Here is a 25349-nt window from a genome sequence, read left to right as displayed (position 1 = left end):
ATAGCATAAATTATTGTATGGAAATATTACTCTTCATATTCTGTGAAATCGACATTTTCGACGATCCAGCGTTTGCGCGGATCGACTTTGTCACCCATCAATGTGGATACACGGCGTTCTGCCTTGGCCGCATCCTCGATCTGTACCTGCAGCAGCGTACGACTCTCCGGATTCATTGTGGTCTCCCACAGCTGATCGGGATTCATCTCACCCAAACCTTTATAACGCTGCAGCTCAACGTTGCGGCCGAATTCCTTGAGTGATTTCTCCAGCTGCTCATCGGTCCATGCGTAACGTTGATTGATCTTTTTGCCGGAACGCTGTGTGATTTTGAACAGCGGCGGCTGGGCGATATAGATACGTCCCTGGTCAATCAGAGGCTTCATGTATCGGTAAAAGAACGTCAACAGCAGCACCTGAATGTGCGCTCCATCCGTATCGGCATCGGTCATGATAATAATCTTGGAGTAATTGCTGTCTTCAATCGCAAACTCAGGTCCGATACCGGCACCAATCGCCGATGTGATCGCCCGGTATTCTTCATTTTTCATTACATCCGCCAGCTTGGACTTCTCCGGATTCATCGGTTTACCCTTAAGCGGCAAAATCGCCTGAATCTTGGAATCACGTCCCTGCTTGGCCGAACCACCAGCGGAATCACCTTCAACGATAAACAGTTCATTACGGGAAAAGTCCTTGGATTGTGCAGGGCTCAGCTTACCGTTCAGGTTGGAGCTCTCGCTGCGCTTGCGCCCGGTGCGCATATCATCGCGTGCCTTGCGGGCAGCTTCACGGGCTCTGGAAGCCTGAATCGCCTTTTTGATAAGCTTCTGACTGACCTGCGGATTCTCTTCGAGGAAACGCTGCATGCTCTCGGCTACAATCGCATCCACGGCTCCGCGTGCAGAGGAACTGCCCAGCTGGTCCTTGGTCTGGCCGACAAATTCTACTTCAGCCATCTTGACGCTGATAACAGCCATCATGCCTTCGCGCAGATCCCCGCCCTCCAGGTTCTTTTCCTTTTCCTTAAGCATGCTCATCTTACGGGCATAATCATTGAGCACGCGAGTGTACGCTGTCTTGAATCCGGTCTCATGCGTACCGCCTCCGCGGGTAGGAATGGAATTGACAAAAGAGGCAATTGTCTCGGTATAGCCTGCGTTGTACTGCAGTGCAATCTCTACCTCGATATCCTCGCGTTCCGCATTAAAGTGAATCACATCATGCAGCACGTCCTTGCCCTCGTTCAAATATTCAACGAACTGGCTGGCACCGCCTTCGTAGTAAAAACGGTCTTCTTTATCATTGCGCTCATCCTTGAGCAGAATCTCCAGTCCCGAGTTCAGGAAAGCAATCTCCTGCAGACGCTCGGACAGCGTATCATAGTTAAGAGAAATCCCGTTCTGGAATACACGGATATCCGGCTTAAAGGTAACTTTGGTACCGGTGACTTTGGTTTTGCCGATCACTTCAAGACCGGTTACCGGCTCACCGACATGTTCCTTGCCCTTTTTGTCCATCCAGTATTCGAACCGTTGACGGTGAATTCCTCCATCCCGGTAGATTTCCACTTCCAGCCATTCGGACAGGGCATTGGTAACCGAAGCACCCACGCCGTGCAGACCGCCGGACTTTTTATATCCGCCACCGCCAAATTTACCGCCGGCATGCAGAATGGTAAATACGACCTGAGGCGTTGGAATGCCGCTTTTATGCATTCCCGTCGGAATTCCCCGGCCGTTATCATATACGGTTACAGAACCGTCTTTGTTTAGGCTGATCTCTATTTTGTCGCAATGCTTTGCAAGATGCTCGTCGACTGCATTGTCTACAATCTCCCAGACAAGATGATGCAGTCCAGACGAACTTGTACTACCGATATACATCCCCGGACGCTTCCGTACGGCAACAAGCCCTTCGAGCACCTGAATGTCGTCAGCATCATACCCTGTAGCTGGCGGATTAACGCCATCCCGGGATGAATTTGTAAGTGAATCGATCTGTTCGACCATTCATGGCCCCCCTTTATTTATTGCAATCATGCTTCGTGCTTCTCAACCTACGCTTTAGTAGTATACTGGTTTGTCGAAAATTACGCCAGAGCCAGCCGAACAATCCTTTTCGGTATCCGAAGGGAGGATTATATCACTTCAGGCTATCCTCAGCTTTGCCTAAGCATACCACAAGCCTTGAGCATATCACATATTACGATTTACATTAAATGTAATTTATAAGTATGTTGTTCGGAAATAATGCAAACACATGTTTCCATTTCTTTGTTTATTCTAAATCAAACTCCCGTTTTCGTAAAGGAAATGTTGCAAAGGAGTACGAACGGGTCTACCCGCCTATCCTTTTATCATGCCCTCCCATTAAAACAAGCCTGCCTGCAGATGTGTTCGCATCCTGCAAAGGCAGACTTGTCTATTTTAACGAATAATTAGAAGCGCGCAAGCTTGCCAGTCTCGATTTCCCTGTTCGGACAGCTGCTTTGACAGCAAACCGATACAGAATGGAACACCCAGCTGAGTTCGCAGCATTTATGCTAATTCAGTACATCCCTTTTTGTAAAGACGGCAAACGACACAACCAGCGATACCGCGGCCCAGATGCCGAGTACCGCCAGCGAAAACGGCAGGGTCATGCCTTCGATCGGTGCCGGGCTGCCGGACAGGTAGTTGGTCAGGCCCAGATTGACCATAAACAAATATTTGGCACTGCTCCACGAAGAAGCCATATTGGTCAGAATCGTCCCGGCGATCAGCGCAGCCATCATAATGACGATACTCGCAGCGGTACTGCGTACGAGCACAGATACCATAAAAGCCAGCAGCCCCACCGTCAATCCGACGAACCAGATCAGTCCCATCTGCATCAGAATGAACTGCCACTGGTCCACCGCATGCACCGTCGCCATATCCACGCCCGTCTCACTTGGCTGGAATCCGGTAAATACCGGAATGGTAAAGCCCGAATATCCGAATACCAGCCCCGATATTGCATAACATATAATAAAGGTCGATACGACGATGAGCGATACAAACATCGTCAGCGTAATCAGCTTGCTGAGCAAAATTTTCCATCGCCGCACCGGCCTCGTCAGCAGCATCTTGATCGTGCCGCCGGTTCGTTCGCCGGAGACCAGATCCGAAGCGATCGTCATAATCAGCAGCGGGATAAACAGACTGCTGGAATTATCGAGGAATTCACGGGTAAAGGTCACACCGCCCGGTTCGTTCGGATTCACGTCATTTTGCAAATAATACTGCATCTGCTGGATAAAGATGCGGCGGTACTTTTTCCATTCTTCCGGTACCCGGTCACTGCCCAGGGAGTTCTGGTTATCCGTAATGGCCTGCTGCAGCTCGGTCCGCCAGTCATCTCCGAACTTGGTACGGTTCTCCTGCGCCTGGCGCATCTGTGCATAGGTAAACATTGGCACCAGCACGAGCAGCACCAGCAGGATCACATAGAACCGCTTTTTCTTGATAATCTTGATCGTCTCATTTTGTACGAGCGGCCAGATGCTATTCAATCGTCTCACCCTCCGTAATGCCGAGGAACAGCTGCTCCAGGGTAGGATTTAGTTTGCGTAGGTTATGAATTTGGACATTTGCCTGTACCAGAGCCTGAATGGTTGAAGATATTTGTTCTTCCGGTGTGCGGGTGATGATGCTGTCTACCTTCAGTGAAGCAGCCGTATCGTTATCCAGATGTGCCGATTCCATATCCAGCACGCTGACTTCAGGCAGGGACTCCAGAATGCGCATTCCCTGATCGGCAGGCTCCAGTTCCCAGACGACGAGATGTTCCCTGTCTTCGACCAGCTCGTTAACACTGCCTACCGCAATTACCCGGCCGTTGCCGATAATGGCGACCCGATCACACAGCAGCTGAATCTCGCTGAGCAGATGGCTGGAGACAAATACGCCCATCCCCTGGGCCGCCAGCTCACGAATGAACAGCCGCATATCACGGATACCTTTGGGGTCGAGTCCGTTGGTCGGTTCATCGAGAATGAGCAGCTTCGGTCTGCCGAGCAGTGCCTGGGCAATACCGAGGCGCTGACGCATCCCCAGCGAGTATTTGCTCACTTTATCATGAATCCGTTCGTCCAGACGTACGATCTCCGTAACTTCCTGAATCCGCTGTTCATCCACACCCGGCTGCATCCGGGCAAAGTGCTGCAGATTCTCCCAGCCGGTCAGATACGGGTACATCTCCGGATTCTCAACAATCGAACCTACATAGGCCAGTGCCTTTTCCGGCTGGCGGGTTACGTCGTATCCGCAGATAGTAATCTGTCCTTCGGTCGGTCGGATCAGATTGACCAGCATCCGGATCGTAGTCGTCTTCCCTGCTCCATTCGGACCAAGAAAGCCGAAGATCTCACCTGCCCGTACGTTAAAGGTCACATCCTTAATAATCCATCGCTTGCCGATCTTTTTCTTTACTTTTACAGCCGATAGTACGATTTCCGATTCTGTCTGTTCGCCGCCAGTGGTCGCTGTGGCAATGTCCGGGTTTGGTCTATTCATCCGTTGATATTCCCTCCTGTAACCTGTACTTGTACGTAGTGACCTGACTGTATTGTTCCGAAGCGGACGAATCCCGGTTAGCGGATACTTTGAACGATACGCTGGGCAATCTGCTCATAGCCATCACCATTTGGATGGAAATGATCGGCCGACAAATACTGATCCAGATTGTTCTGAAACAGATCAAACGTCGGAATGACCATCATATGCTCATTGATATTGGTCAGACTGGTCGCTTTCATATTCCAGGCACTTACCTCCTGATTGCCCGGTACACGCAGTTCTTTCAGATCGCCGAACGGATTGTACAAGCCGAGGTAAATAATCTGTGCATCGGGATTGATTTCTGCCAGTCGATCCAGAATTTTCTGCAGTTGTGCCACAGCTTTAGGCTGATTGGTCAGCAGCTGCTTGGCGGTAGGAGCCTGCTCATCCAGATTACCGAGCGCTTCACCACCATTGAACAGATCATTCGCACCAATCGACAGCATGATCACATTGGACTGACGCAGCGTATGCTGTACACCGGATTGCTCCAGTGAAGCCAGCACCTGATTGGTCTTTTGCCCGTTGATGCCCAGATTGGCTACCAGCTTGGCATCAACTCCTTGTTGCTGCAAAAGGTTGACTGTCCGGCGTACAAATCCGCTGCCTTCATCGTCGCCGGTTCCTTTGGCCAGCGAGTCACCCATGGCTGCAATGCGTATTCCTTCCGTCGCCGGATCAACTGCAGTCCGGGAAGCGGTATCTGCGCCGCTGCCGGCAGAATCACCTGCTGTAAAGGAGCTGCCTACCGGATTGACAACATCATTGACCGCATATACAAAACCGCCGATCAGCAGTAGCGTTGCTACGATGGAAGCGATGCTGGTAATTCTCCATATTCGTACCGATGATGAAGATTGTTTCATCCTGTAACCTCCAAGTCATAAATTATAGTGAGTAGTACTCTTCATTATATACACTATGTATACAACGTCCAAATGATCAGCAGCTATCCAATGTATGTCGACCATTTGGACGTTGTACGCCCTATTCTGCAAGTTGGAAAAGGGACGCTGTCGATCCGAAAATAACGGCAGATCGATCAGAACGTCCCTTTCCTGTGTATTGTAATTACAGTTTGCGTAACGAATGTTATTTATTTTAGCAGATATACCCTTGCTTCATAAGGCTGCAGGCTCAGCTGACGGATATCCTGCTGGTCGTCCACTTTGTAGTTGCTGATCAGCAGTTGCTGCTGCTTGTAGTGAATCTCATCCTCAAGCCGGAAATGCACATTTTGATCACAGAAGTTCAGTACGACAAGCAGCTGTTCTCCTTCATAACTACGCACATAGGCAAAGATCTGCTCATCATCCGGCAGCAGCAGACGGTAGTCTCCATAGACGATAATCGCATGTTCTCCGCGCAGAGCGATCAGCTTCTGGTAGTAATAGAAAATAGAATCCTGATCATTTAGCGCTTCAGCGACATTGATTTTGTCATGATTCGGATTGACCGGCAACCATGGCTTGCCTGTAGTAAAGCCAGCATGCTCGGAATCGTCCCACTGCATCGGCGTACGGGCATTGTCCCGGCTTTTGATATAGATGGATTCCATCACTTTATTTTTGTCGATTCCGGCCTGGATATACTCATTGTACATATTCACTGTCTCGATATCCTGGTAGTCATCAATGGATGGCATACGGATATTGGTCATCCCGATTTCCTCACCCTGATAAATATACGGCGTGCCCTGCAGCGTATGCATCAGCGTCCCGAGCATTTTGGCAGATTCCTTGCGGTAGCGGGTATCATTGCCAAATCGTGATACCATGCGCGGCTGGTCATGATTGTTCATATAGTTGCTGTTCCATCCCTTATTGTGAAGCAGGGTCTGCCATTTGCTAATGATTGCCTTGATCTCAGGAAGTTCCCATGGACGGATATCCCACTTGCCGCCTTTGCCGGCATCGACCCGCATCAGTTCAAAATGGAATACCATATTCAGTTCATTGCGATCTTCTCCGACATACAATGCACCATCTTCAGGAGTGACATTAATCGCTTCACCGACCGTCATAATATCGTATTTGGACAGTACCTTTTCATTCATCTCCTGCAGGTATTCATGCACCCGCGGACCATTAACAAAGTACTTGCCTCCAAAATGATATGGGAAAATGTCTCCCGGATCGCCTGTTCCCAGCTGAGGCGTTTCTTCTCTCGCATTGGGCAGCTGAGGATCCTTGGAGATCAGATTGATCACATCCATCCGGAACCCGTCGATTCCCTTGTCCAGCCACCAGGTCATCATCTTGTATACTTCTTCCCGCACGGTCGGATTCTCCCAATTCAGATCCGGCTGCTTTTTGGAAAAGAGGTGCAAATAATATTCGCCGGTTATCTCATCGAGCTGCCAGGCCGATCCACTGAAAAAGGAGCTCCAGTCGTTCGGCTCGCGGCCTTCCTTGCCCGGACGCCAGATGTAGTAGTCACGGTAGGCATTCTCTTTGGATTTGCGGGATTCGACGAACCAGGCGTGCTCATCGGAACTATGGTTGACGACAAGATCCATGATCAGCTTCATACCGCGCTGATGCAGGCCATCCAGCAGCTGCTCCCAATCTTTCAGCGTGCCAAATTCATCCATAATATTCTGGTAGTTGCTAATATCGTAGCCATTGTCATCATTCGGTGACTCATATACCGGACAGAGCCAGACCACATGCACGCCAAGCAGCTGCAAATAGTCCAGCTTGCTGATAATACCCGGAATATCACCGATTCCATCTCCATTACTGTCCATAAAGCTGCGCGGATAAATCTGATATACGACACTTTCTTTCCACCATGTCTTTTTCATATCGCTTCCACCTCTCCTTATGTAATTGATCCGGTTGATGCAATTGCTGGCTGTGTACATATGCTTCTTTATTATTTCCCCATCTGTCCATCGATGAAGCAGGCTATTCAGCAGAACCTGTGAACTTTGTCAGGCAGACGTGCGGCAGTTGGAATAATGGACCGCCAGTATAAGCATGGAGTCCTCACCTCATCCAACAGATACTCAACCGCAAGAGCAGATTGGACAAATATTAATCACAGGTGTATACTGTTCCCAGTAATAGTTGTTATACGTAGTATTATGCTGCTTTGTTGATTTAAATACAGGAGCAACACCCTCCTTCGTACGGGACATTAGCTCAGCTGGTAGAGCATCCGACTCTTAATCGGCAGGTCGCGGGTTCGATCCCCACATGTCCCATTCCGATATAATTTTCATATTTATAAATAGCCAAAAGCCCCATCGTCCATTATCAAAATGGATGATGGGGCTTTCTGTTATACCTTTTCGATATCGATGCCAATAATGCTGGCATCTGCATGCATATTATTATAAATGGAAATTATGATCTGCTCAACGATGTCATATCAGATATTTCGAGAATATTTCATCGTGTAATGATTATCCGGTGACAACTTGCTGCTCCGGTGCAGAAGCAACAACATACATCCGTACTTCCTTGCTGAAGCCCGGACGCTCCAACAGGAATGGTGCTGCAGAAGACCAATCGCCCTGCTGGATGTACTTTTCCAGTCGGGATAATAGATCCTGTATGGCAGACTGTGTCAACTGCAGGCTCAGCTCGTTTTTTTGTACATTCAGCTGATTACTGCTGCTTTCTGCTATCGCCACACTCAATCTGGTTTTGACCGAAAATGATTTTTTGAGACGGATGGCTTTCATCTTTTTCGGTTTGCCGGATAGCTGTAGTGCTCTTAGTTTGTCGGCTAATTGGGCAGCAGAGACAGGATTCAGCGAAAGGGATAATTCCTTTTTGTTTTGCGCTGCAAACCGGTAAGAAATCATCGCAGCCTCTTGCTGTTGATCCGATTTAGATTTATTTTCGGACTTTTTACCGGACTTGGAACGGGATTGAGCGATTAATGCTGTCAGCTGTTCATACAGCTGGTCCGGCGAGTCTGCACAGAGCATCTGTTTTTTGCCGATTTTGACAAAAGGTTGACGGCGGCAGGTTTTGCACTCACTCAGACAGCTTTTGCGCTGCTGATCGATATCGGGGAACTGCTCTCCGATATCCTGATAGACTTTTTTGGTGCCGACCCTGTCGTTTTTACTGCAATATTTGATCGTCTTCATGACTGTGATTCCCCCATCTTGCGATCTGATGCATCGGTTGAAATGTAACTTTATACTAGGGAGTGCCCTGCGGATTGTCAATAGAATGTAAAAGAACCTTATGGACTGCCCGGCAAGCTAGAGCGTCCATAAGGTTTCTTTTATCGTCATGCTTCTGTCAAATCGATTCGTATACATGGGCATACATTAATAATTATTTACCGATAAATTCTTGTACCCAGATACCATTCACATAACCTACACCAATATGCGTAAAGTTTTTGCTCAGTATATTGGCTTTGTGACCCGGGCTGTTCATCCAGGAATTCATGACCTGTGCGGGAGAAGTCTGGCCTTTGGCGATGTTCTCTCCTGCAGCGCGATAGCTGATTTTGTAAGTGTTCATCATATCAAATGGTGATCCGTACGTAGGTGAAGTGTGGCTGAAGTAATTGTTTTTGTACATATCCACTGCTTTGTCCTGAGCCACGGTCTGCAGATTGGTGTCTACAGCCAGCGCCTTCAGTCCGGCTTTGCTGCGCTCCTGATTCACGAGATCGGCTACCTGAGCGACAAAAGCATACGTATCGGCTGTAACGGCCGTTTTCCCGGCTGCTGTAAAATCCGCAGACAATTTGGCATATGCTTTGTGTGTATATTGAACATGACTGGATGGAGCTGCCTGTGCACCTGCTGGTGCGATGAGTGTCGCTGCAAGAACTCCGACAGCTGCTGCCGATGCGACGATGCGTTTCAGTTGGGTAAGCTTCATAATAGGTACAAATCCTCCTGTAAAATGAGTATGTTCAAATCCGCCTAAGATTTTAACATTTATTTCTATATATCGGCAACTTTGTATGAAATATGTGCCTATTTGCAAAAAAAGACACCGATTCAGCCTCGGTGTCCTAAAGAGAAATAAAAAACGACTCCCCTTATGCAGGGGAGTCGTCATTTTGCATCTTTTGATACTTACATCTGTTTAATGAAATTACAGCCGATCTTCTCATAACCCATATGCTGGTAAAATGAGCAGGAAGACAGACGCTCGTCACGGTTCATTCCGGTGACAAATACGGAATGATCTCCGGCTTCACGCGCCTGACGTTCAGCCGTCGTAATCAACTCACGGCCAATTCCCTTGTTGCGGTAGGCTTCCGAGATCACCAGACCGGTAATCTGGGAGGTCTGATGACCTGTATCATAAGATGTCTTGCGATACAGAGCGATCATACCAACCACCTGTCCTTCACGTTCAGCGACAAGGGTTATATATTGGGGCTTGCCTTCCAGTGCAGCCATCCGGTCACGCAGTACACTCTCCGTCATAGGGTAACAAAGTTCACGCATCAGGCCAGTCAAAGCTTGAACATCTTTACTTTCGAATTTACGGACTTCCGCAACAGGCATTAATACACTAGTCGACATGTACATACTCCTCTTTTAGCAGAGCGGCCGCTTCAACGGCACGCTTCCGCGCGATTTCCACACTTTCGTCCGCACTGAGTGCCACTGCCATCCGGCGTCCGGGTTTGGTCTCCGGTTTGCCGAATACCCGTACCTGCGTACGCGGCAGCTTCAATGCTTCTTCCAGTCCGCCAACAACAAAATCTTTTGAAGTCTGTGCTGCCTTGAGTGTTGCTGATGCGCCAGGGGTCAATAGATGGACGCCAGGGATCTCAAAACCAAGAATCGCCCGCACATGCAGAGCGAATTCGGACAAGTCCTGGGTTACCATCGTTACCATACCCGTATCATGCGGTCTTGGCGATACTTCGCTGAAGACTACTCCATCCGCCGTAAGAAACAGCTCCACACCGAACAATCCGTATCCTCCCAGATGTCCGGTAATGGTGCCGGCGATATGCTGGGCTTCTGCCAGCTGCTCCGCAGTCATGTAATGCGGCTGCCAGGACTCCACATAATCCCCATCCCGCTGAATATGCCCGATCGGCGGACAATACAGGGTGCCTGAGGCTGAACGCACCGTTAGCAGTGTAATTTCACTTTCAAAATGGACAAAGGCTTCGACGATGACCCGTACTGACTTGCCTCTGGCTCCTTCGAGCGCCGTATTCCAGCAATCTTCCGTATCTTCCGGCGTACGGCAGACACTCTGTCCTTTGCCGGACGAGCTCATCAGAGGTTTTACTACGCAGGGTGTTCCGAGTTCAGCGACGGCTGCCTGGAGCTGCTCGAGATTATCCGCGAATCGGTACGCTGCAGTCGGCAGGCCGAGTGTCTCGGCAGCCAGGCGGCGTATCCCCTCACGATCCATCGTTAATCTCGCAGCTGTAGCGGTAGGAACGACATGATAGCCTTCCTGCTCCAGCTCTACCAGCACATCCGTCGCAATCGCTTCAATTTCAGGTACGATCAGATCCGGCTGCTCCAGGGCGATAACTTCCCTGAGCTGCTGTCCGTTCAGCATATCAATGACATGAGAACGGTGAGCGACCTGCATCGCAGGTGCGTCCGGATAGCGATCTACGGCGATGCATTCCACGCCGAGACGCTGAGCTTCGATCACTACTTCTTTACCAAGTTCTCCGCTGCCAAGCATCAGAATTTTCTTCGCCTGGCGAGACATTGGGGCCCCCCACATAATAAACAGCACTCCCTTATCCACTTTTTTACACTGCGTCAAGCTTGCATACTACTCGAACTGCAAAACTCTCCGTTGGTACAGATTGTGCTCTTTGTCTATTCTCTTTGCTGTTAAGTGATTAACACATTGTAAAATTCCCGACGATGTTGATAATGAACTTTACAATGTGTTGACACTCTTATTTTCTTACCTTCCAAGTTAGATTGCAACCCACTTTACTTAAATTTTTGAACAAATCACGAAATTTATTAAATGATGGCGCTTTCATTAACGAATTTTGTCACAATTTGTATATTTACTCGTTTCCTGCTTTTTACAGGAAGTGTTTTTAAGCATAAAAAGCCCTCTATCGCTGCTCATCTGAACAGCGGATAGAGGGTTTGCATGGAAATAAAAGGATATTACAGTGCTTGTTTAATCGATATAATTTCTAATTTATACCGGAAAAAATTTCTATTCAACATCTGCAAAGTCAATATGATCTGCAAACCGAAGTTATTTTACCATTTCCAAGCTATTCGATCCGGACTGATCCAGACGGTCTTACAAAAAGCGAAACTGGGCTTCGATCAGTCCATTGTATACCCCTTTGCGCTGAATTAGCTGCTCATGGGTACCTTCTTCCTTGATCTCCCCATGATCCAGCACGACGATATGGTCGGCATGGCGGATCGTCGATAGCCTGTGAGCGACGATAAAGGATGTTCTTCCCTGCAGCAGCACCTTGAGCGCTTCCTGAATCCGCAGCTCGGTCTCCGTATCGATACTCGCTGTCGCTTCATCCAGAATAAGAATCCGTGGATCGGCCAGCAGCGCCCGGGCAAAGGAGAGCAGCTGCCGCTGTCCCATGGACAGTACATTGCCCCGCTCCTCGACTTCGGTATCATAACCTTTGGCCAGCTTTTCGATAAATACATGGGCATGAACTGCCTTTGCCGCCGCTTCCACCTCTTCATCGGTCGCATCCAGACGCCCGAATCGGATATTGTCACGGATCGTACCGGAGAAAATAAATGTGTCCTGCAGCACAATACTGATCTGGCTGCGCAGACTCTCCAGGGTCACATCACGCAGATCCTGACCATCGATCGTAATCTGGCCGCTCTTGATATCATAGAATCGGCTGATCAGGTTGATAATCGTCGACTTGCCGGAGCCAGTATGACCGACCAGGGCAATCGACTGTCCGGCTTTGACGTTCAGATTGATTCCTTTGAGTGCCGGACGGCCCGGCTCATACTCAAATACTACATCCTTGAACACGATATCACCGCGGATACGAGGCATCGGACGAGCATCCGGCTTGTCGGCTACCGACGGCTTTTCATCCATAAATTCAAAGATCCGTTCCGAGGAGGCCATGGCAACAAGCAGCTGGTTGTACATATTGCCGAGCCGGTTGATTGGGTCCCAGAAATTGCTGACGTAGTTGGCAAAAGCTACCAGAATGCCGATTTCAATCTCGCCGCTGGCGATAAGCATAGCTCCGAACCCAAACAAAATGACCGATCCAAGACCGCCTGTTACTTCGATCAACGGTCCGAACATCTGGTTCATTGCTGACGCTTTGTCCCAGGACTGCTTGCTCGACAGATTCATATTATCGAAATATTTCATGTTCTGCTTTTCCTGCGTATACGCCTGGGTTACACGAATTCCCTGAATCGATTCATTCAGATGGGAATTGATACGCGAGTTTTTCATACGTACTTCCTGCCACGAACGGCGAATTACCTTGCGCAGCTTGGTGGAGACGAAGAACATGATCGGCACGGTCAGCATAACCGCCAGTGCCAGTTTCCAGTTGATAAACAGTAAAATGACAATGATCCCGAGCAGCTGTACACAGTCGATCATGACATTGACCGCTCCGTTGGTAAACAGATCCTGCAGCGAGTTCACATCATTGGTTACCCGTACGAGTACCGAACCGGCAGGCCTTTTATCAAAGAAAGAAAAGGACAGCCGCTGAATATGGCTGAACAGGTCCGAACGAAGATCGTAGATGACTCGCTGTCCGATAATATTCGTGTACTTGATCCGGTAGGCATTGGCTGCCCATTGAATCAGATAAAGCACCAGTGCGAGCGCAGTCAATCCATACAGCAGCTTCAGACTTGGTACACCGTTAGCAGGCTGGATCGCCCGGTCGATCGCCATACCGGTAATGAGCGGGACCGCCAGCTTGGTTACAGTTCCGAGCACCATCATGAGCAGAATAAAGGGTAGCAGCTGCCGGGCATACGGCTTCATGTAGCTGAACAGACGGCTGAATTGTCCCCAGTTAAATGCTTTGTCGATCAGCTCGTCATCCTGGTAGATAAACCGCTCCTCTACCCGTACCGATGCCGAGGTATCCATCACTTTTTGCTTGTCATCGATGGAGGTATTGTTCATGGACGGATTACTCATGGTATCTCACCTGCTCCCCACTGCCTGGCTGCGGCAGTTCGCTTTTCCAGCCGTCCTGCTGATCCGGTATATCGGCCTCCGACTGATCCTGCAGACGGGAGATATGGTCAGCATATTGGACATGGTAAATGTCCTGGTATGGACCCGCCATGTTGATTAGCTGTTCATGCTTGCCGCGCTGGATGACGCGTCCTTCTTCCAGTACGAGAATCTCATCCGCATGACGCAATGAAGATATCCGGTGAGCGATAATGAAAGTTGTTCTGCCCCGCATGACTTCCTGGAAACCGGTCTGAATCTCGTGCTCGGTCTCCATATCGACTGCGCTGGTCGCATCGTCCAGAATGAGAATTTTTGGATTTTTGAGCAGTGCCCGGGCGATAGCGAGACGCTGCTTTTGTCCGCCTGACAATCCCAGACCACGTTCGCCGACGATCGTATCGTAGCCCTTTGGCAGCTCCATAATAAATTCATGGGCTTTGGCCAGCCGGGCCGCACGTACGATCTCTTCCATCGTGACCTCTTCCATCCCGTAGGCGATATTATTTTTGATCGTGGAGGAGAACAGGAAAGTTTCCTGAAAAACGGAGGCAATCTGTGCCCGCAGGTCTTCGATCCGAATATCCCGAATGTCAATGCCATCTAGTGCAATTTTACCTTCATTCACATTGTAAGCACGCATCAGCAGCTGAATAATAGTCGATTTCCCGGAACCTGTACCACCCAGCAGCCCGATGACCGAGCCGGGAGGCGCATCCAGACTGATATCCACCACAGCCGCCATTTTGTTGCCATAGGCAAAGGTCACATGATCAAACACCACATGGCCCTTGATTTCATGCATTTGTTGAGCGGTATGTTCATCTTTGATATCCACCGGCTGATTTAGAATTTCCAGAATCCGTTCGGTCGATGCCTTGGATTGGGTGTAGTTGTTAATATGAAAACCAAGTCCCCACATCGGGCCAATTATGTACCAGATCAGGGTAAAAAAAGCGACCAGTTCCCCAAGAGTCATCGATCCCTGGATTACGAGCGTACCGCCAAATCCGAGCAAAATGACGATACATACCGAAGCCAGCAGCTCCATCACCGGAAAGTAACGGCTCCAGAGGGATGAAGCAAAAATCTGATTGGTCCGGTAGCGTTCATTGCGTACGGAGAACTTGTCCACTTCATGCGACTCCCGGGCAAATGACTTGATCGTACGCACACCGGTGATATTTTCCTGTACAGCAGTCGTGAGTGAACTTAACGCCAGTCGCATTTCCTGAAACGCCGGGTGAATGCGTGATTCAAATCGCAGAGCGACATAAACGAGAAACGGGATGGAAATCAGGGTAACAAGGGTGAGCTGCCAGTTGAGCGAGAACATGACGGCTGCGCCGAAAATGACCATGAGGAATACATTGAGCAGCTGGGCGAAGCCAAACGCGATAAAGTTACGGATGGCCTCCAGATCTCCGGTCAGACGGGACATCAGATCGCCTGTCTTGGCAGTGTCATAATAACGGAAGGAAAGAAATTGAAGCTTTTCATAGCAGGCGTTACGAAGCCGGTAGGCGAGGAAATTACCGAGCCTTCCCCCGAAAAAACCATGCAGGAACTGCATAAATGCTTTTAAAACGGTAACGACGAACAGTCCAATGACCAGCATGGGAACCTGGTCAAACTGCCTGAGCCTGATAATATCATCGATCAGGTATCTCAGCAGATTCGGATAGACCAATCCGAGCGCGGTAGCGGTTGCAAGACAAAAGATGGAGAGGTAGAGATAGCTCTTTTTTTCGCGATAAAAGTCTTGCAGTTGCCTGAGAACGTCCATGTTGTTCCTCCTTCAATCACCTGTCAGGTTATTTAGCATAATGAAGCTTACCACCGTCGCCAATTGCCCGCAAAGAGGAAAAGAGACCGTTTACAGTCGATGGTGACAAATTAATGCCATAATCGATATATAATGGGCTAATTATAATGAAATCATGCAAAATGCTCGCAATAACAGCCAATTGTTCCACAGTCCCGATTTTTGTAAACCATAGATGATCTTTACAAGGTATAAGCGCTGTAATTTCAAATTTGAAACAGCTGTTCTCCCGATATTCATATAATAATAAGGAAATAAATAATATGTAAAAATAGAAGGCCGTTCCGCATAAGGAACTGCCTTCTATAATTTTAATGCGCAATTATATTGCTAATGATGAAGTGCGGGAGCAGCCGATTCAGACGCCAGTTGATCCAGTTCGGCAGCCAGCTGCTGCCAACGCTCCGGACCGTCGGACATACTCAGTGATGCTTCTGTTGCTTCTGCCCATTCAGCGATCTGACGATGCATCTCCCGGACCGTCTCCTGGAATCTCGCATTCAGGCCATCGATGTAATAAGCAGCCAGACGTTCACGCTGTTCTTCCAGCAGCTGACCGATCATATTGTCGATCCGGGCAGTTACTTCTGTCCGCAGCTTCTCCCGTCCTCCCTGCTCGAAGAAATGACGCGGATTACGGAACATGGACCAGAGCGACTTCCAGTCCAGCGCCCGGGACAATGCCAGGGGCGGCAGCTGAGGCGTCTCCCAGCCGGATGGTTCGTAAGCAGACAGGCGCAGTCCCTGTGCACCGGCCTCTGCTTCACGGCCATAGGTTCTCATGCGCTCGCTGATCAGCTGACGGGCAGCCTTTTCCATCCGAAGCGTGGTGGCCAGCACTTCCTGTTCCAGCTCAATGCCGACACGCCGCTGAAGTTCGCGTCCACAGGCAGAAAAGTCGGCTTTCAGATCGGCAGATTCCTGGTTCAGCTGTGCCGGGTTAAAGATTTCCGGTATCCATTCCAGTGTCTTGAGGCGTACGCGCTGACGCACATGGAACAGCAGCTCTCCACTCTCTTCCTGCACTCTGCGGTCCGGCTCGGTACGTGCGATACCGCCGACCGCTTCCCGTGCTGTCTGCTGCTCTGTCATGAGCTGCTGTCTGCGCTGGTGACGATAAGCTTCGCCCTGCCTTGCAGCCTGCTCCCAGGAGAGAATCATATCCCGGATACGACCGATTTCTTCCAGTGCAGCATGTACAGCCAGCCCGGCCAGTGTCTCATCGGCAAATGTATTAAAGCTGTGCTGGAATTGACGGAATCCTTCGTCCTGACCATGCAGAGCGCGACGGCTGGACAATGCATGAATATTCGGCTCACGAATGCCCGCTGTATTCAGCTCGCGGACGATCCGGTTCACCACATCATCCTTTTCCTCTTCCGATGAAGCCAGATCGGAAGCATTCACGATAAAGAACATATTATCCAGTGCCAGACTGCCCTTGACCCGTCCCAGCTGCTCGAGCAGCTGACGGTCGCCAGCGGTAAAGGCATGATTGTAATAGGTTACAAACACCAGTGCATCCGCAGACTTCATATATTCAAACGTTACACCGGTATGACGAGCATTGACCGAATCGGCACCCGGTGTATCCACCAGCACCATCCCCTGGCGGGTCAGATCACAGTCATAATACAGATCAATCCGGCGGACAAAGCAGGACTGCTGCTCTTCCGACACATATCCGCGGAAAGCTTCCATATCGGCGACCACTTCCTCACCCAGATGACCGGACATCTGCTCCCAGCCAGCTGCTGCAGCCATAATAAAGTTGTAGTGCGCACGGGCAGAAGGATGAATACGCGACGGAGACAGTGCAGCCACCGCTTTGCGCCAGTCCTGATTGAGCGTACGATCCGGCAGACCGAGCAGCCGCAGCGCTCCGCTGATATCCTCCTGCATTTCTTCCGCATCCTTGAGGAAGACAACGGCAGTTCCGTGCGGATGAGCAGCGTCTGCTCCCATAATCTGCGTAATCGCCGCCGTCATCGGATGCGGCGAGACCGGCAGCACCGGCCCACCCAGCAGGGCATTGGCAAAAGAAGACTTGCCTGCACTAAATGCACCGAACAGTGCCAGGGTAAACTTGCCATCCTCCATTACACCGGCACGGCGGCGCAGCTCTTCGGCCTGGGAAGCCATACCCGGCAGTCCGCTGATCTTGTCAGCGGTATGACGCAGCCGCTCAGCCGTATCCAGCAGACGCTGTCTGCGCGCTGAAGATCCTGTCCTGCCAGCATGCTCCGGTATAGCCGTGGATGCTGCTTCGTTCATAGCTTCCGTTTTCGTTGCAGCGGAACCTTTATCGCTTTCGGCTGCTGCATCATATGACACATCAGAAGAAAAAGTATGATTATTGCTCTCCTTCTGACTCTTTACAGGCACATCGCTGCTATTCTCTTCAGCAGAAGGACGAGTCATCGCTCCAGCCTGTTCTGCTTGTGAAGATAAAGGACGATCTGCTGCTGTATTCTGTCCAGCTGGCGCCACCTCGATACGCGGCAGCCAGTCCGGCACTTCGATCTCCCGCTGCGGCAGCAGGCTGCGAACTGCCTGATCCTGCTGCCGCATCTGCTGCTCGGCTTGCTGCTGACGCAGCAGATCGTCATAACGCACTTGCAGCTGCTGCTGTTCAGCCTGCAGAGCAGCCAGCTGGCGATCGATCTCGGGCTGCAGTTGTTCCAGCAGCAGATCAGCCGCTTCCAGCGCGGCACGGCGATAGCGGGCAGCGGTCTGCTCGCGCAGTGCACGCGTATAATTAAGCACATATTCCCCGGAGACCGCCATATCCTTGCCCGCACCATTCTCGATATCGGAAGCTGTTATCTTTGGCAGTGATGCGGTCAGTGTCGTCTCTTGCTCCTCATTCCACAATTCATGCTCCCGGCTCCAGCCGCGCAGCAGGCCGCGTACATGCACATCCAGATGTGCGGCTACCTGCTCCTGAAAAGCCTGCAAAAACGTCTGTCTGCGCTGCTCGCGCTCCTGCAGCGTTTTCTCTCTGGAAGCAAACAGTCCTTTTTTGAATCCCGGACGTTCACCCTCCAGATAGAGCTGAGCCAGGTCACGCAGATCGGCCGGTGTCAGATTCGCCTGCTCCACCAGCCGGCCGATCTCCCAGCTCCACTTCTCACGCAGCGCCTTGAGATTGCCGGACAGTTCGGACTGCCGCTGCTGCAGCTGTGCGATTCTCCCGCTTAAGGCAGGCAGATTATCCGGTTCCTGCTTGGTATCAGGCTCTTCTTCAGAACGATGTTGATCCTGATCCATGGAAAATTCCGCATCTATTCCTTCATTTTCCATTTCAGTCTCGTCCGCTTGATCTTCCACACCTATCGACATTTGCTGAACAAGCCACTTGCTGTGCTCCTCTGCCAACTCCCACGCCGCCTGTGACAGGCTGTAACGCAGCAGCGGCCGATGATCCTGCAGCAGCTCGCCAATCACTTCCCGGAGACGCTCCAGTCGGCCATACGGATGATCGGGAACCTGGCGGGAGACATACAGTATACCTGCAGGCTCAATCCCGCGTCTGGCAAAAGCCTGCTCGACCCCTTTACGATAATCGGCAAAGGACAGCTCCTGATCTTCATGCTTGTCGATCTGGTTGACGATCAGATACAGCGGCTTGCCCCGTTCGTACAGGGTGCGGGCAAAAGAAAGATTCGTTTCCGACTGCACATGATTATAATCCATTACATAAAAGACAACATCGGCGCGGTGCAATGCCGAATAGGTAGCTGCTTCATGAGCCGCATCCGTTGAATCCACCCCGGGTGTATCCAGTAGTACTCCATGCTGTCCAAGCAGCGGAATCTGATCCCACAGCTCTACAGATTCGTAGTCGCCGCCATTTTTACAGTACTCATCAAGGTCGTTCAGCCCGATCTCCAACTGGTCGCCTGCATGTACATGAACAACCGCCCGCGGCTTGCCGCAGCGGATAGCTGCAATATTGGCGGTAGTTGGCACCGGGCTGGTCGGCAGTATCTGCTTGCCGCACAGCCAGTTCATGAGGCTGGATTTGCCTGCCGAGAAATGGCCGCAAAATGCCAGTACCAACTCCTCCGAGCGGTGCTTCAGCTGCAGATCACGGACTTTGCGAACAGCGGCATAGTTACCCTGCTGGTTCAATTCCTGTTCGAGCTGTTTCAGAATAGGTTCGAATGAATCTTCTCTCTGCGTTGTAATCGCTTGCATCAGTATGTCCTCCGTCACTTTCTGATGATGGTTCAATCGGTGTGTTCCTGTGCTGATTCGGTACAGGCGACAGTGATGCGCCTGCATATTATTTTAAAATTTATCCTTATCTGTATTGTAGCACTGTATAGGATGTATCGGAAACCAGTGATCTGTTTTAAAGACGATCATAGCAAAAAAGCTTTTTATAGACGATTTCTGCAAACAGAAATTCATCATATAAAAAGCTTTTGAACCGCTGGAGATGATCCGGCTGACAGGCAGCCGTGCTCCACAGACGTGATGTATTAAACTACGCTTGCTTCCGTTTGCGCAACCGGAACCAGAATTTCAAACAGTTTGCCGTGCTGCAGAATCGTGATGCCTCTGCCTTTGTCTTTCATAACGACTACATCGCGCTTTTGTGCCATACGCTCGATGTAATGTTCCGGAACATCGCCGGAGTAGTTGACAGTGATGCCTTCAACTACTTTTTCTTCATTTTCGGCCAATTCTTCAGCAACGATCTGCTCGAAGATATCGGAGAACTGCTCAAAGTTATCAGTGTAGACGGAAATGCATTTCATAACGTTCGACCTCTTTTTATGTTGTAGTATTAGATTGCTTTCCCTTGGCTCTGGAGGCACGCGGCTTCGCGGTTTTTTCCTTGATCAGAAGGGATGTTTTCATTCTTTTTTTGCCTTCACGGCAAATGTCGAGTAATGGACAGATCTGACAAGCAGGGTTTTGCGCCTTGCAATGATACCTTCCAAAAAAAATAAATCGGTGATGGGATAGCGTCCACTCGTCGCGTGGTACCCGCTTCATCAATTTACGTTCCACTTCCAGTACATTGTCTTTCCAATTTGCGAGACCCAGTCGTTTGGATACCCGTTCTACATGAGTATCAACGGCAAAAGCAGGCACCCCGAACGCATTGGACACGACGACGTTGGCTGTCTTGCGGCCCACACCCGGAAGCTGCACGAGCAGATCATGCTCACCTGGCACGTCGCCTCCATACTGTTCGATCAGAATCCGGCATAAATTCTGGATATGCTTGGCTTTGCTGCGATACAAACCGATCCGTCGTATATCCTGCTCCAGCTCTTCCAGTGGCACGTTTAGATAATCTTGCGGTGTACGGTATTTCTGAAATAAATCAACCGTTACCTTGTTGACTGTTGCATCTGTACACTGTGCGGAGAGCAGTACGGCAATCGTCAGTTCAAAGGCGTTGCTATGATTAAGCTCGCAGTGGGCATCGGGAAACATGCCGGCAAGCGTGTCCAGAATATGTCTTACGGTAGCGGCATTCATTTTCATTCCTCCTGCAAAAAACCGCCTGTTCACGATATGGATCGTGATGCAGACGGTATCGTCTCACGGTACCTGATGATGGGATTGCTGGATTACGTGTCAGACTCTGATGCTCCATCTTCAATGACAATACAATTCGTATCTTAACATGTTCTGACTGTAATTGCACGTATACTTTACATGAAATTTCAGTAATTTTATTGACGGTGATTGCAATTGTTCAGCAGCCAGTCGCTTTACAGAAAACGACATAAAAAAGGACCAGCCCTCCTTGCGGATAGGAGCGGCTGGCCCGGTCAGGCAGGATACCGTTAAGCGGATATCCTCCTGTTTAGGAATGAATTAGGATACACCAAGGTATTCCTTGATGCCTTTAACGACAGATGCGGCAACCTGGTCCTGCTTGGCGGAATCCATCATTTTGGATTCTTCTGCCCGGTTGCTGATAAAGCCAACTTCGAGCAGTACAGCAGGCATTGTCGTTTCACGGATAACATGGAAGTTACCGTACTGTACGCCACGGTCCTTAAATCCTGTAGCGGCTACAAAATACTTGTGGATCGTCTGTGCAAGCTTTTTGCTGCTGCTGCGCTGGTAGTACGTCTCCGTGCCCGAGGCAGCAGATGAACTGCTGCTGTTCGCATGAATGGATACGAATACGTCTGCATTCAGCTTCTCGGCCACTTTTACACGCTCCTTGAGTTCGAGGAACGTATCATCCGAACGTGTCAGCACGACATCAATATTCGGATCGTTCTTGAGCAGCGCCTCCACTTTGAGTGCCAGTGCAAGGTTCAGCTTCTTTTCGGTCGTCTGGGAGCCAACAGCACCCGGATCCTGGTAACCATGGCCTGCGTCAATAACGACAACTTTCTTGCCGGAATTACCTACCGAGGAACCAGGCTGTGTTGCGCCTGTCGTCGAATCCGGCTGTTTGGTTGTACCATTGTTCGCTGTCAGATCCACAATCAGCAGACCCTGGCCTTCATTGAATACTTCATAATTCCGTTCTTTTTTCAGATCGATAACAATACGTACACTGGATGGATCGGTACTGTACTGCGAGTAACGAACCTGGGAGACATTATTGTTATTGGGAACAGCCAGCGTAGCAATTTGCCCTGCTCCTGCATTGGCCCCCTGGGCAAAACCTTTACCGAAATCGGAATTTGGCAGATCGACCACGATCCGATTTGGTGAATCCATTTTTGATACTTTTGGCGTCACGCTCTTATCCAGCGTCACCAGCAGGCGACTTTCACTGAAGCTGATGCCGTTCACCAGTGCAAGACCGTTTTCGGGAGTTGCATTGTCCGCGTCCGAAGTCGTTCCTCCGCCGGTGCTCGTGCCCGTCGATGTCAATGTGACGATTTTGTCGCTGTTGTTCCAGTGAACTCCGATACCCATCTGTTCACTTACCAGTCGGATTGGTACCAGTGTGGTGCCATTTTGAACGACTGGTGCGGTGTTCAAGCTGTACGTTTTGTTGTCTACAGAAGCCGCATTCTTGCCAATATACAGCTGAATGGACTTGCCTTCTCCATCAATATTGACCTGGCCGGCAGATTGATCCCATTTCACCTGATAGCCAAGATTCTGGGAAATGACCCGAATCGGCACCATAACCGAACCTTTGATATTCTGCACGTCTTCCGGAATGCTGAGCTGTTGACCGTTCAGTACAACTTTCGTGTCTGTGGCAGCTTCGCCGATATGGGGAAAGGACCACATAAACACCAACAAAAAGACTAAAAAACCTAATTTCTTCATTCTTCACCCCTACCATTCCCGTTTTGATTACCGAACTACCCAGCACGGCTGTACCGGCAAATGTTATTACCAGACGACATATTAGACGCTTGCACTCTGCAAAAGTTGCGAGCCAATTTACATTTCCGGGCACTTTTCTTGATTCTGCGCTGTCCTTTTTCGAGCATGATAGACGAGATCGCAGAGCCTGTCTTGTCTGGGCCGGATTGGCATCCGCAAAAAAAAATGCATAACGATCTGTCGTAGCTAATATCGACAGAGTTATGCATTTTTGTAATAACTATTTGTAAATTCGGCGAGACAAAATTCTGTGATCAATCGTTCTGCTGCAGGATCAGGCAAACAGATGAGCACCTCTGGATTGCTCATACGCTGTGATCGCAGACTCATGCTGAAGCGTCAGACCGATATCATCCAGTCCCTGCAGCAGGAACTGACGACGGTGCTCGTCAAGATCAAAGTCAATATGCAGTCCATACTCATCGGTGAGCTGCTTGTTCTCCAGATCCACTTTCAGGCGATATCCTTCATGCGCTGCGGTGCGCTCAAACAGATCCTGCACCTGCTCTTCCGACAGCTTGATCGGCAGGATGCCATTTTTGAAGCAGTTATTATAGAAGATATCCGCAAAGGACGGAGCAATAACGCAGCGGAACCCATAGTCCATGATCGCCCACGGCGCATGCTCACGGGAAGAACCGCAGCCAAAGTTCGCACGGGAGATCAGCACGGATGCTCCCTGGTAACGCGGCTTGTTCATATCGAAATTCTCGTTCACATTGCCCTCTTCATCCCAGCGCCATTCGTAGAACAGGAACTGGCCGAAGCCTGTCCGTTCGATCCGTTTCAGAAATTGCTTGGGGATGATGGCATCTGTATCTACATTGACCCGGTCGACCGGTGCGACAATACCGTTTAACTGTTTGAATGGTTCCATTGATGAAGACTCCTCTCTAAAATACCGTACTTAGCTTAATACAGGTTCATTCTTGAATTCCCAGTCACGAACATCGGTAAAGCGGCCGGTAATCGCTGCTGCTGCTGCCATTGCCGGAGAAACGAGATGCGTACGTCCGCCGCGGCCCTGACGTCCTTCAAAGTTACGGTTGGAGGTCGATGCGCAGCGCTGACCCGGTTTTAGTACATCCGGATTCATCGCGAGACACATGCTGCATCCCGCTTCACGCCATTCAAAACCGGCTTCCTTGAAAATTACATCCAGTCCTTCTTTTTCGGCCTGGATTTTGACGCGGCCGGAGCCGGGTACGACGATTGCTGTCAGACGATCGGATACTTTGTAGCCGCGCGCCACCTCGGCGGCAGCACGCAGATCTTCGATCCTTCCGTTGGTACAGGAACCGATAAATACATAATCGACCGGAATCTCGGACATTGGAGTACCCGGTGCAAGATCCATATATTCAAGCGCCTTTTCGGCGGCTCTACGTTCATTTTCAGTAGTAAAGTCAGCCGGATTCGGTACAGCCGAAGTAATATCGGTACCCATACCCGGGCTGGTGCCCCAGGTCACCTGCGGAATCAGTGCATCCACATCAAATTCAAGCACGGTATCATAAGCTGCACCTTCATCGGTCGTCAGCTCTCTCCAGCGGGCAACCGCTTCGTCAAATGCGGCACCCTGCGGTACATACTGACGTCCGCGCAGATAGGAGAATGTCGTCTCATCCGGTGCGATCAGTCCTGCACGCGCTCCGCCTTCGATCGACATATTGCATACGGTCATACGCTCTTCCATGGACAGATCACGGATGGCTTCACCGGTATACTCAATAACATATCCTGTAGCAAAGTCCGTTCCATATTTGGCGATGACACCGAGAATCATGTCCTTGGCGGTCACGCCCGGTTTGCGTGAACCATTGAAGCGGATTTCCATCGTTTTGGAGGTGGACTGCTGCAGACACTGGGTAGCGAGCACATGTTCCACTTCACTCGTTCCGATTCCAAAAGCCAGTGCGCCAAAAGCACCGTGCGTCGATGTATGACTGTCACCGCATACAATCGTTTTGCCCGGATGAGTCAGGCCGAGTTCAGGTCCCATTACGTGAACAACACCCTGGTCAATCGTATCCAGATCAAACAGCTTCACTCCGAAGTCACGGCAGTTCTGGGTCAGTGTATCAATCTGCTGCTTGGAGATCGGATCGGTAATATTGAAGCGGTCAAATGTAGGTACATTGTGATCCATCGTAGCAAAAGTAAGTTCCGGGCGGCGAACCTGGCGGTTGCTCAGACGCAGACCTTCAAACGCCTGCGGAGAAGTTACTTCGTGAACCAGATGCAGATCGATATAGAGTACGCTCGGCTTGCCTTCTTCCTGATGAATCACATGGTTATCCCAGATTTTCTCATACAATGTCTTTTTGCTCATTATTTTCACCCCATCATGGATTGTGGTCCCAAGCTGCTGCATTTCCGGTGGAATTCCGGCGAACCGGCACCCCGTAGAGATCGGACCTGAAAATGCGCTGCTGCTCTTCTTCACCGCTGAATGACTGTCACTCCACC

At 50.1% G+C, this 25349-nt stretch carries 17 protein-coding genes and 1 tRNA gene; 1 reads left to right on the top strand and 17 read right to left on the bottom strand.

Going from position 1 to position 25349, the window contains the following annotated elements; genetic code table 11:
• Window positions 1–26: 26 nt before the first annotated feature.
• The 5 genes from parE to M1D61_RS09075 all read right to left on the bottom strand — a co-directional run bounded on the left by parE (window position 27) and on the right by M1D61_RS09075 (window position 7389).
• Window positions 27–2012 (bottom strand): DNA topoisomerase IV subunit B, encoded by a 1986-nt coding sequence (gene parE, locus M1D61_RS09095; RefSeq protein WP_458122051.1) that lies wholly within the window; start codon window positions 2010–2012, stop codon window positions 27–29.
• 533 nt (window positions 2013–2545) lie between these two features.
• The gene (locus tag M1D61_RS09090) at window positions 2546–3535 is read right to left on the bottom strand and encodes an ABC transporter permease (RefSeq protein WP_458122050.1); all 990 of its coding nucleotides are present in this window, start codon (window positions 3533–3535) and stop codon (window positions 2546–2548) included.
• A complete protein-coding gene (locus M1D61_RS09085; RefSeq protein WP_458122049.1) occupies window positions 3528–4538 on the bottom strand; it encodes an ABC transporter ATP-binding protein in 1011 nt (336 codons plus the stop codon). The genes M1D61_RS09090 and M1D61_RS09085 overlap by 8 nt, the downstream gene beginning before the upstream one ends.
• Before the next feature lie 77 nt (window positions 4539–4615).
• Window positions 4616–5449: a GDSL-type esterase/lipase family protein gene (locus M1D61_RS09080; RefSeq protein ID WP_458122048.1), complete on the bottom strand. Its 834-nt coding sequence runs from the start codon at window positions 5447–5449 to the stop codon at window positions 4616–4618.
• 230 nt (window positions 5450–5679) lie between these two features.
• On the bottom strand, window positions 5680–7389 hold the full coding sequence (locus M1D61_RS09075; protein WP_458122047.1) for a glycoside hydrolase family 13 protein: 1710 nt from the start codon (window positions 7387–7389) through the stop codon (window positions 5680–5682).
• 329 nt (window positions 7390–7718) lie between these two features.
• Between M1D61_RS09075 and M1D61_RS09070 the strand changes: the two genes are divergently transcribed.
• Window positions 7719–7791: transfer RNA gene (locus M1D61_RS09070), tRNA-Lys, on the top strand.
• Between the two features lie 201 nt (window positions 7792–7992).
• On the opposite strand, the gene M1D61_RS09065 is transcribed toward M1D61_RS09070, so the two are convergent.
• The 12 genes from M1D61_RS09065 to leuC all read right to left on the bottom strand — a co-directional run bounded on the left by M1D61_RS09065 (window position 7993) and on the right by leuC (window position 25212).
• On the bottom strand, window positions 7993–8688 hold the full coding sequence (locus M1D61_RS09065) for a DUF1450 domain-containing protein (RefSeq protein WP_458122046.1): 696 nt from the start codon (window positions 8686–8688) through the stop codon (window positions 7993–7995).
• A gap of 193 nt (window positions 8689–8881) precedes the next feature.
• Window positions 8882–9439 (bottom strand): CAP domain-containing protein, encoded by a 558-nt coding sequence (locus M1D61_RS09060; RefSeq protein WP_458122045.1) that lies wholly within the window; start codon window positions 9437–9439, stop codon window positions 8882–8884.
• Window positions 9440–9639: 200 nt separating this feature from the next.
• Window positions 9640–10095 (bottom strand): GNAT family N-acetyltransferase, encoded by a 456-nt coding sequence (locus tag M1D61_RS09055; protein ID WP_458122044.1) that lies wholly within the window; start codon window positions 10093–10095, stop codon window positions 9640–9642.
• Window positions 10085–11272 carry a formate-dependent phosphoribosylglycinamide formyltransferase gene (gene purT, locus M1D61_RS09050; RefSeq protein ID WP_046215077.1) on the bottom strand — a complete coding sequence of 396 codons (1188 nt, stop codon included), beginning with the start codon at window positions 11270–11272 and terminating at the stop codon, window positions 10085–10087. The genes M1D61_RS09055 and purT overlap by 11 nt, the downstream gene beginning before the upstream one ends.
• Window positions 11273–11818: 546 nt before the next feature.
• Complete coding sequence (locus tag M1D61_RS09045) at window positions 11819–13636, bottom strand: ABC transporter ATP-binding protein (RefSeq protein WP_458122458.1); 1818 nt, start codon at window positions 13634–13636, stop codon at window positions 11819–11821.
• 43 nt (window positions 13637–13679) lie between these two features.
• The gene (locus tag M1D61_RS09040) at window positions 13680–15512 is read right to left on the bottom strand and encodes an ABC transporter ATP-binding protein (protein WP_458122043.1); all 1833 of its coding nucleotides are present in this window, start codon (window positions 15510–15512) and stop codon (window positions 13680–13682) included.
• Window positions 15513–15881: 369 nt separating this feature from the next.
• Window positions 15882–19751, bottom strand: coding sequence for a dynamin family protein (locus M1D61_RS09035; protein WP_458122042.1), 3870 nt, complete (start codon window positions 19749–19751; stop codon window positions 15882–15884).
• A gap of 287 nt (window positions 19752–20038) precedes the next feature.
• Complete coding sequence (locus tag M1D61_RS09030) at window positions 20039–20317, bottom strand: NAD/NADP transhydrogenase alpha subunit (RefSeq protein ID WP_458122041.1); 279 nt, start codon at window positions 20315–20317, stop codon at window positions 20039–20041.
• Window positions 20318–20333: 16 nt separating this feature from the next.
• Window positions 20334–21050, bottom strand: a complete 717-nt coding sequence (gene nth, locus M1D61_RS09025; RefSeq protein WP_458122040.1) for an endonuclease III — start codon at window positions 21048–21050, stop codon at window positions 20334–20336.
• 342 nt (window positions 21051–21392) lie between these two features.
• Entirely contained in the window at window positions 21393–22820 is a 1428-nt protein-coding gene (locus tag M1D61_RS09020) for an N-acetylmuramoyl-L-alanine amidase (RefSeq protein WP_458122039.1), read from the bottom strand.
• 334 nt (window positions 22821–23154) lie between these two features.
• Entirely contained in the window at window positions 23155–23757 is a 603-nt protein-coding gene (gene leuD, locus M1D61_RS09015) for a 3-isopropylmalate dehydratase small subunit (RefSeq protein WP_458122038.1), read from the bottom strand.
• Window positions 23758–23787: 30 nt separating this feature from the next.
• Window positions 23788–25212 (bottom strand): 3-isopropylmalate dehydratase large subunit, encoded by a 1425-nt coding sequence (gene leuC, locus M1D61_RS09010; protein ID WP_458122037.1) that lies wholly within the window; start codon window positions 25210–25212, stop codon window positions 23788–23790.
• Between the last annotated feature and the right edge of the window lie 137 nt (window positions 25213–25349).

It is taken from the genome of Paenibacillus sp. Z6-24, from assembly GCF_054161335.1.
This window is presented reverse-complemented; position numbering and strand designations above follow the sequence as displayed.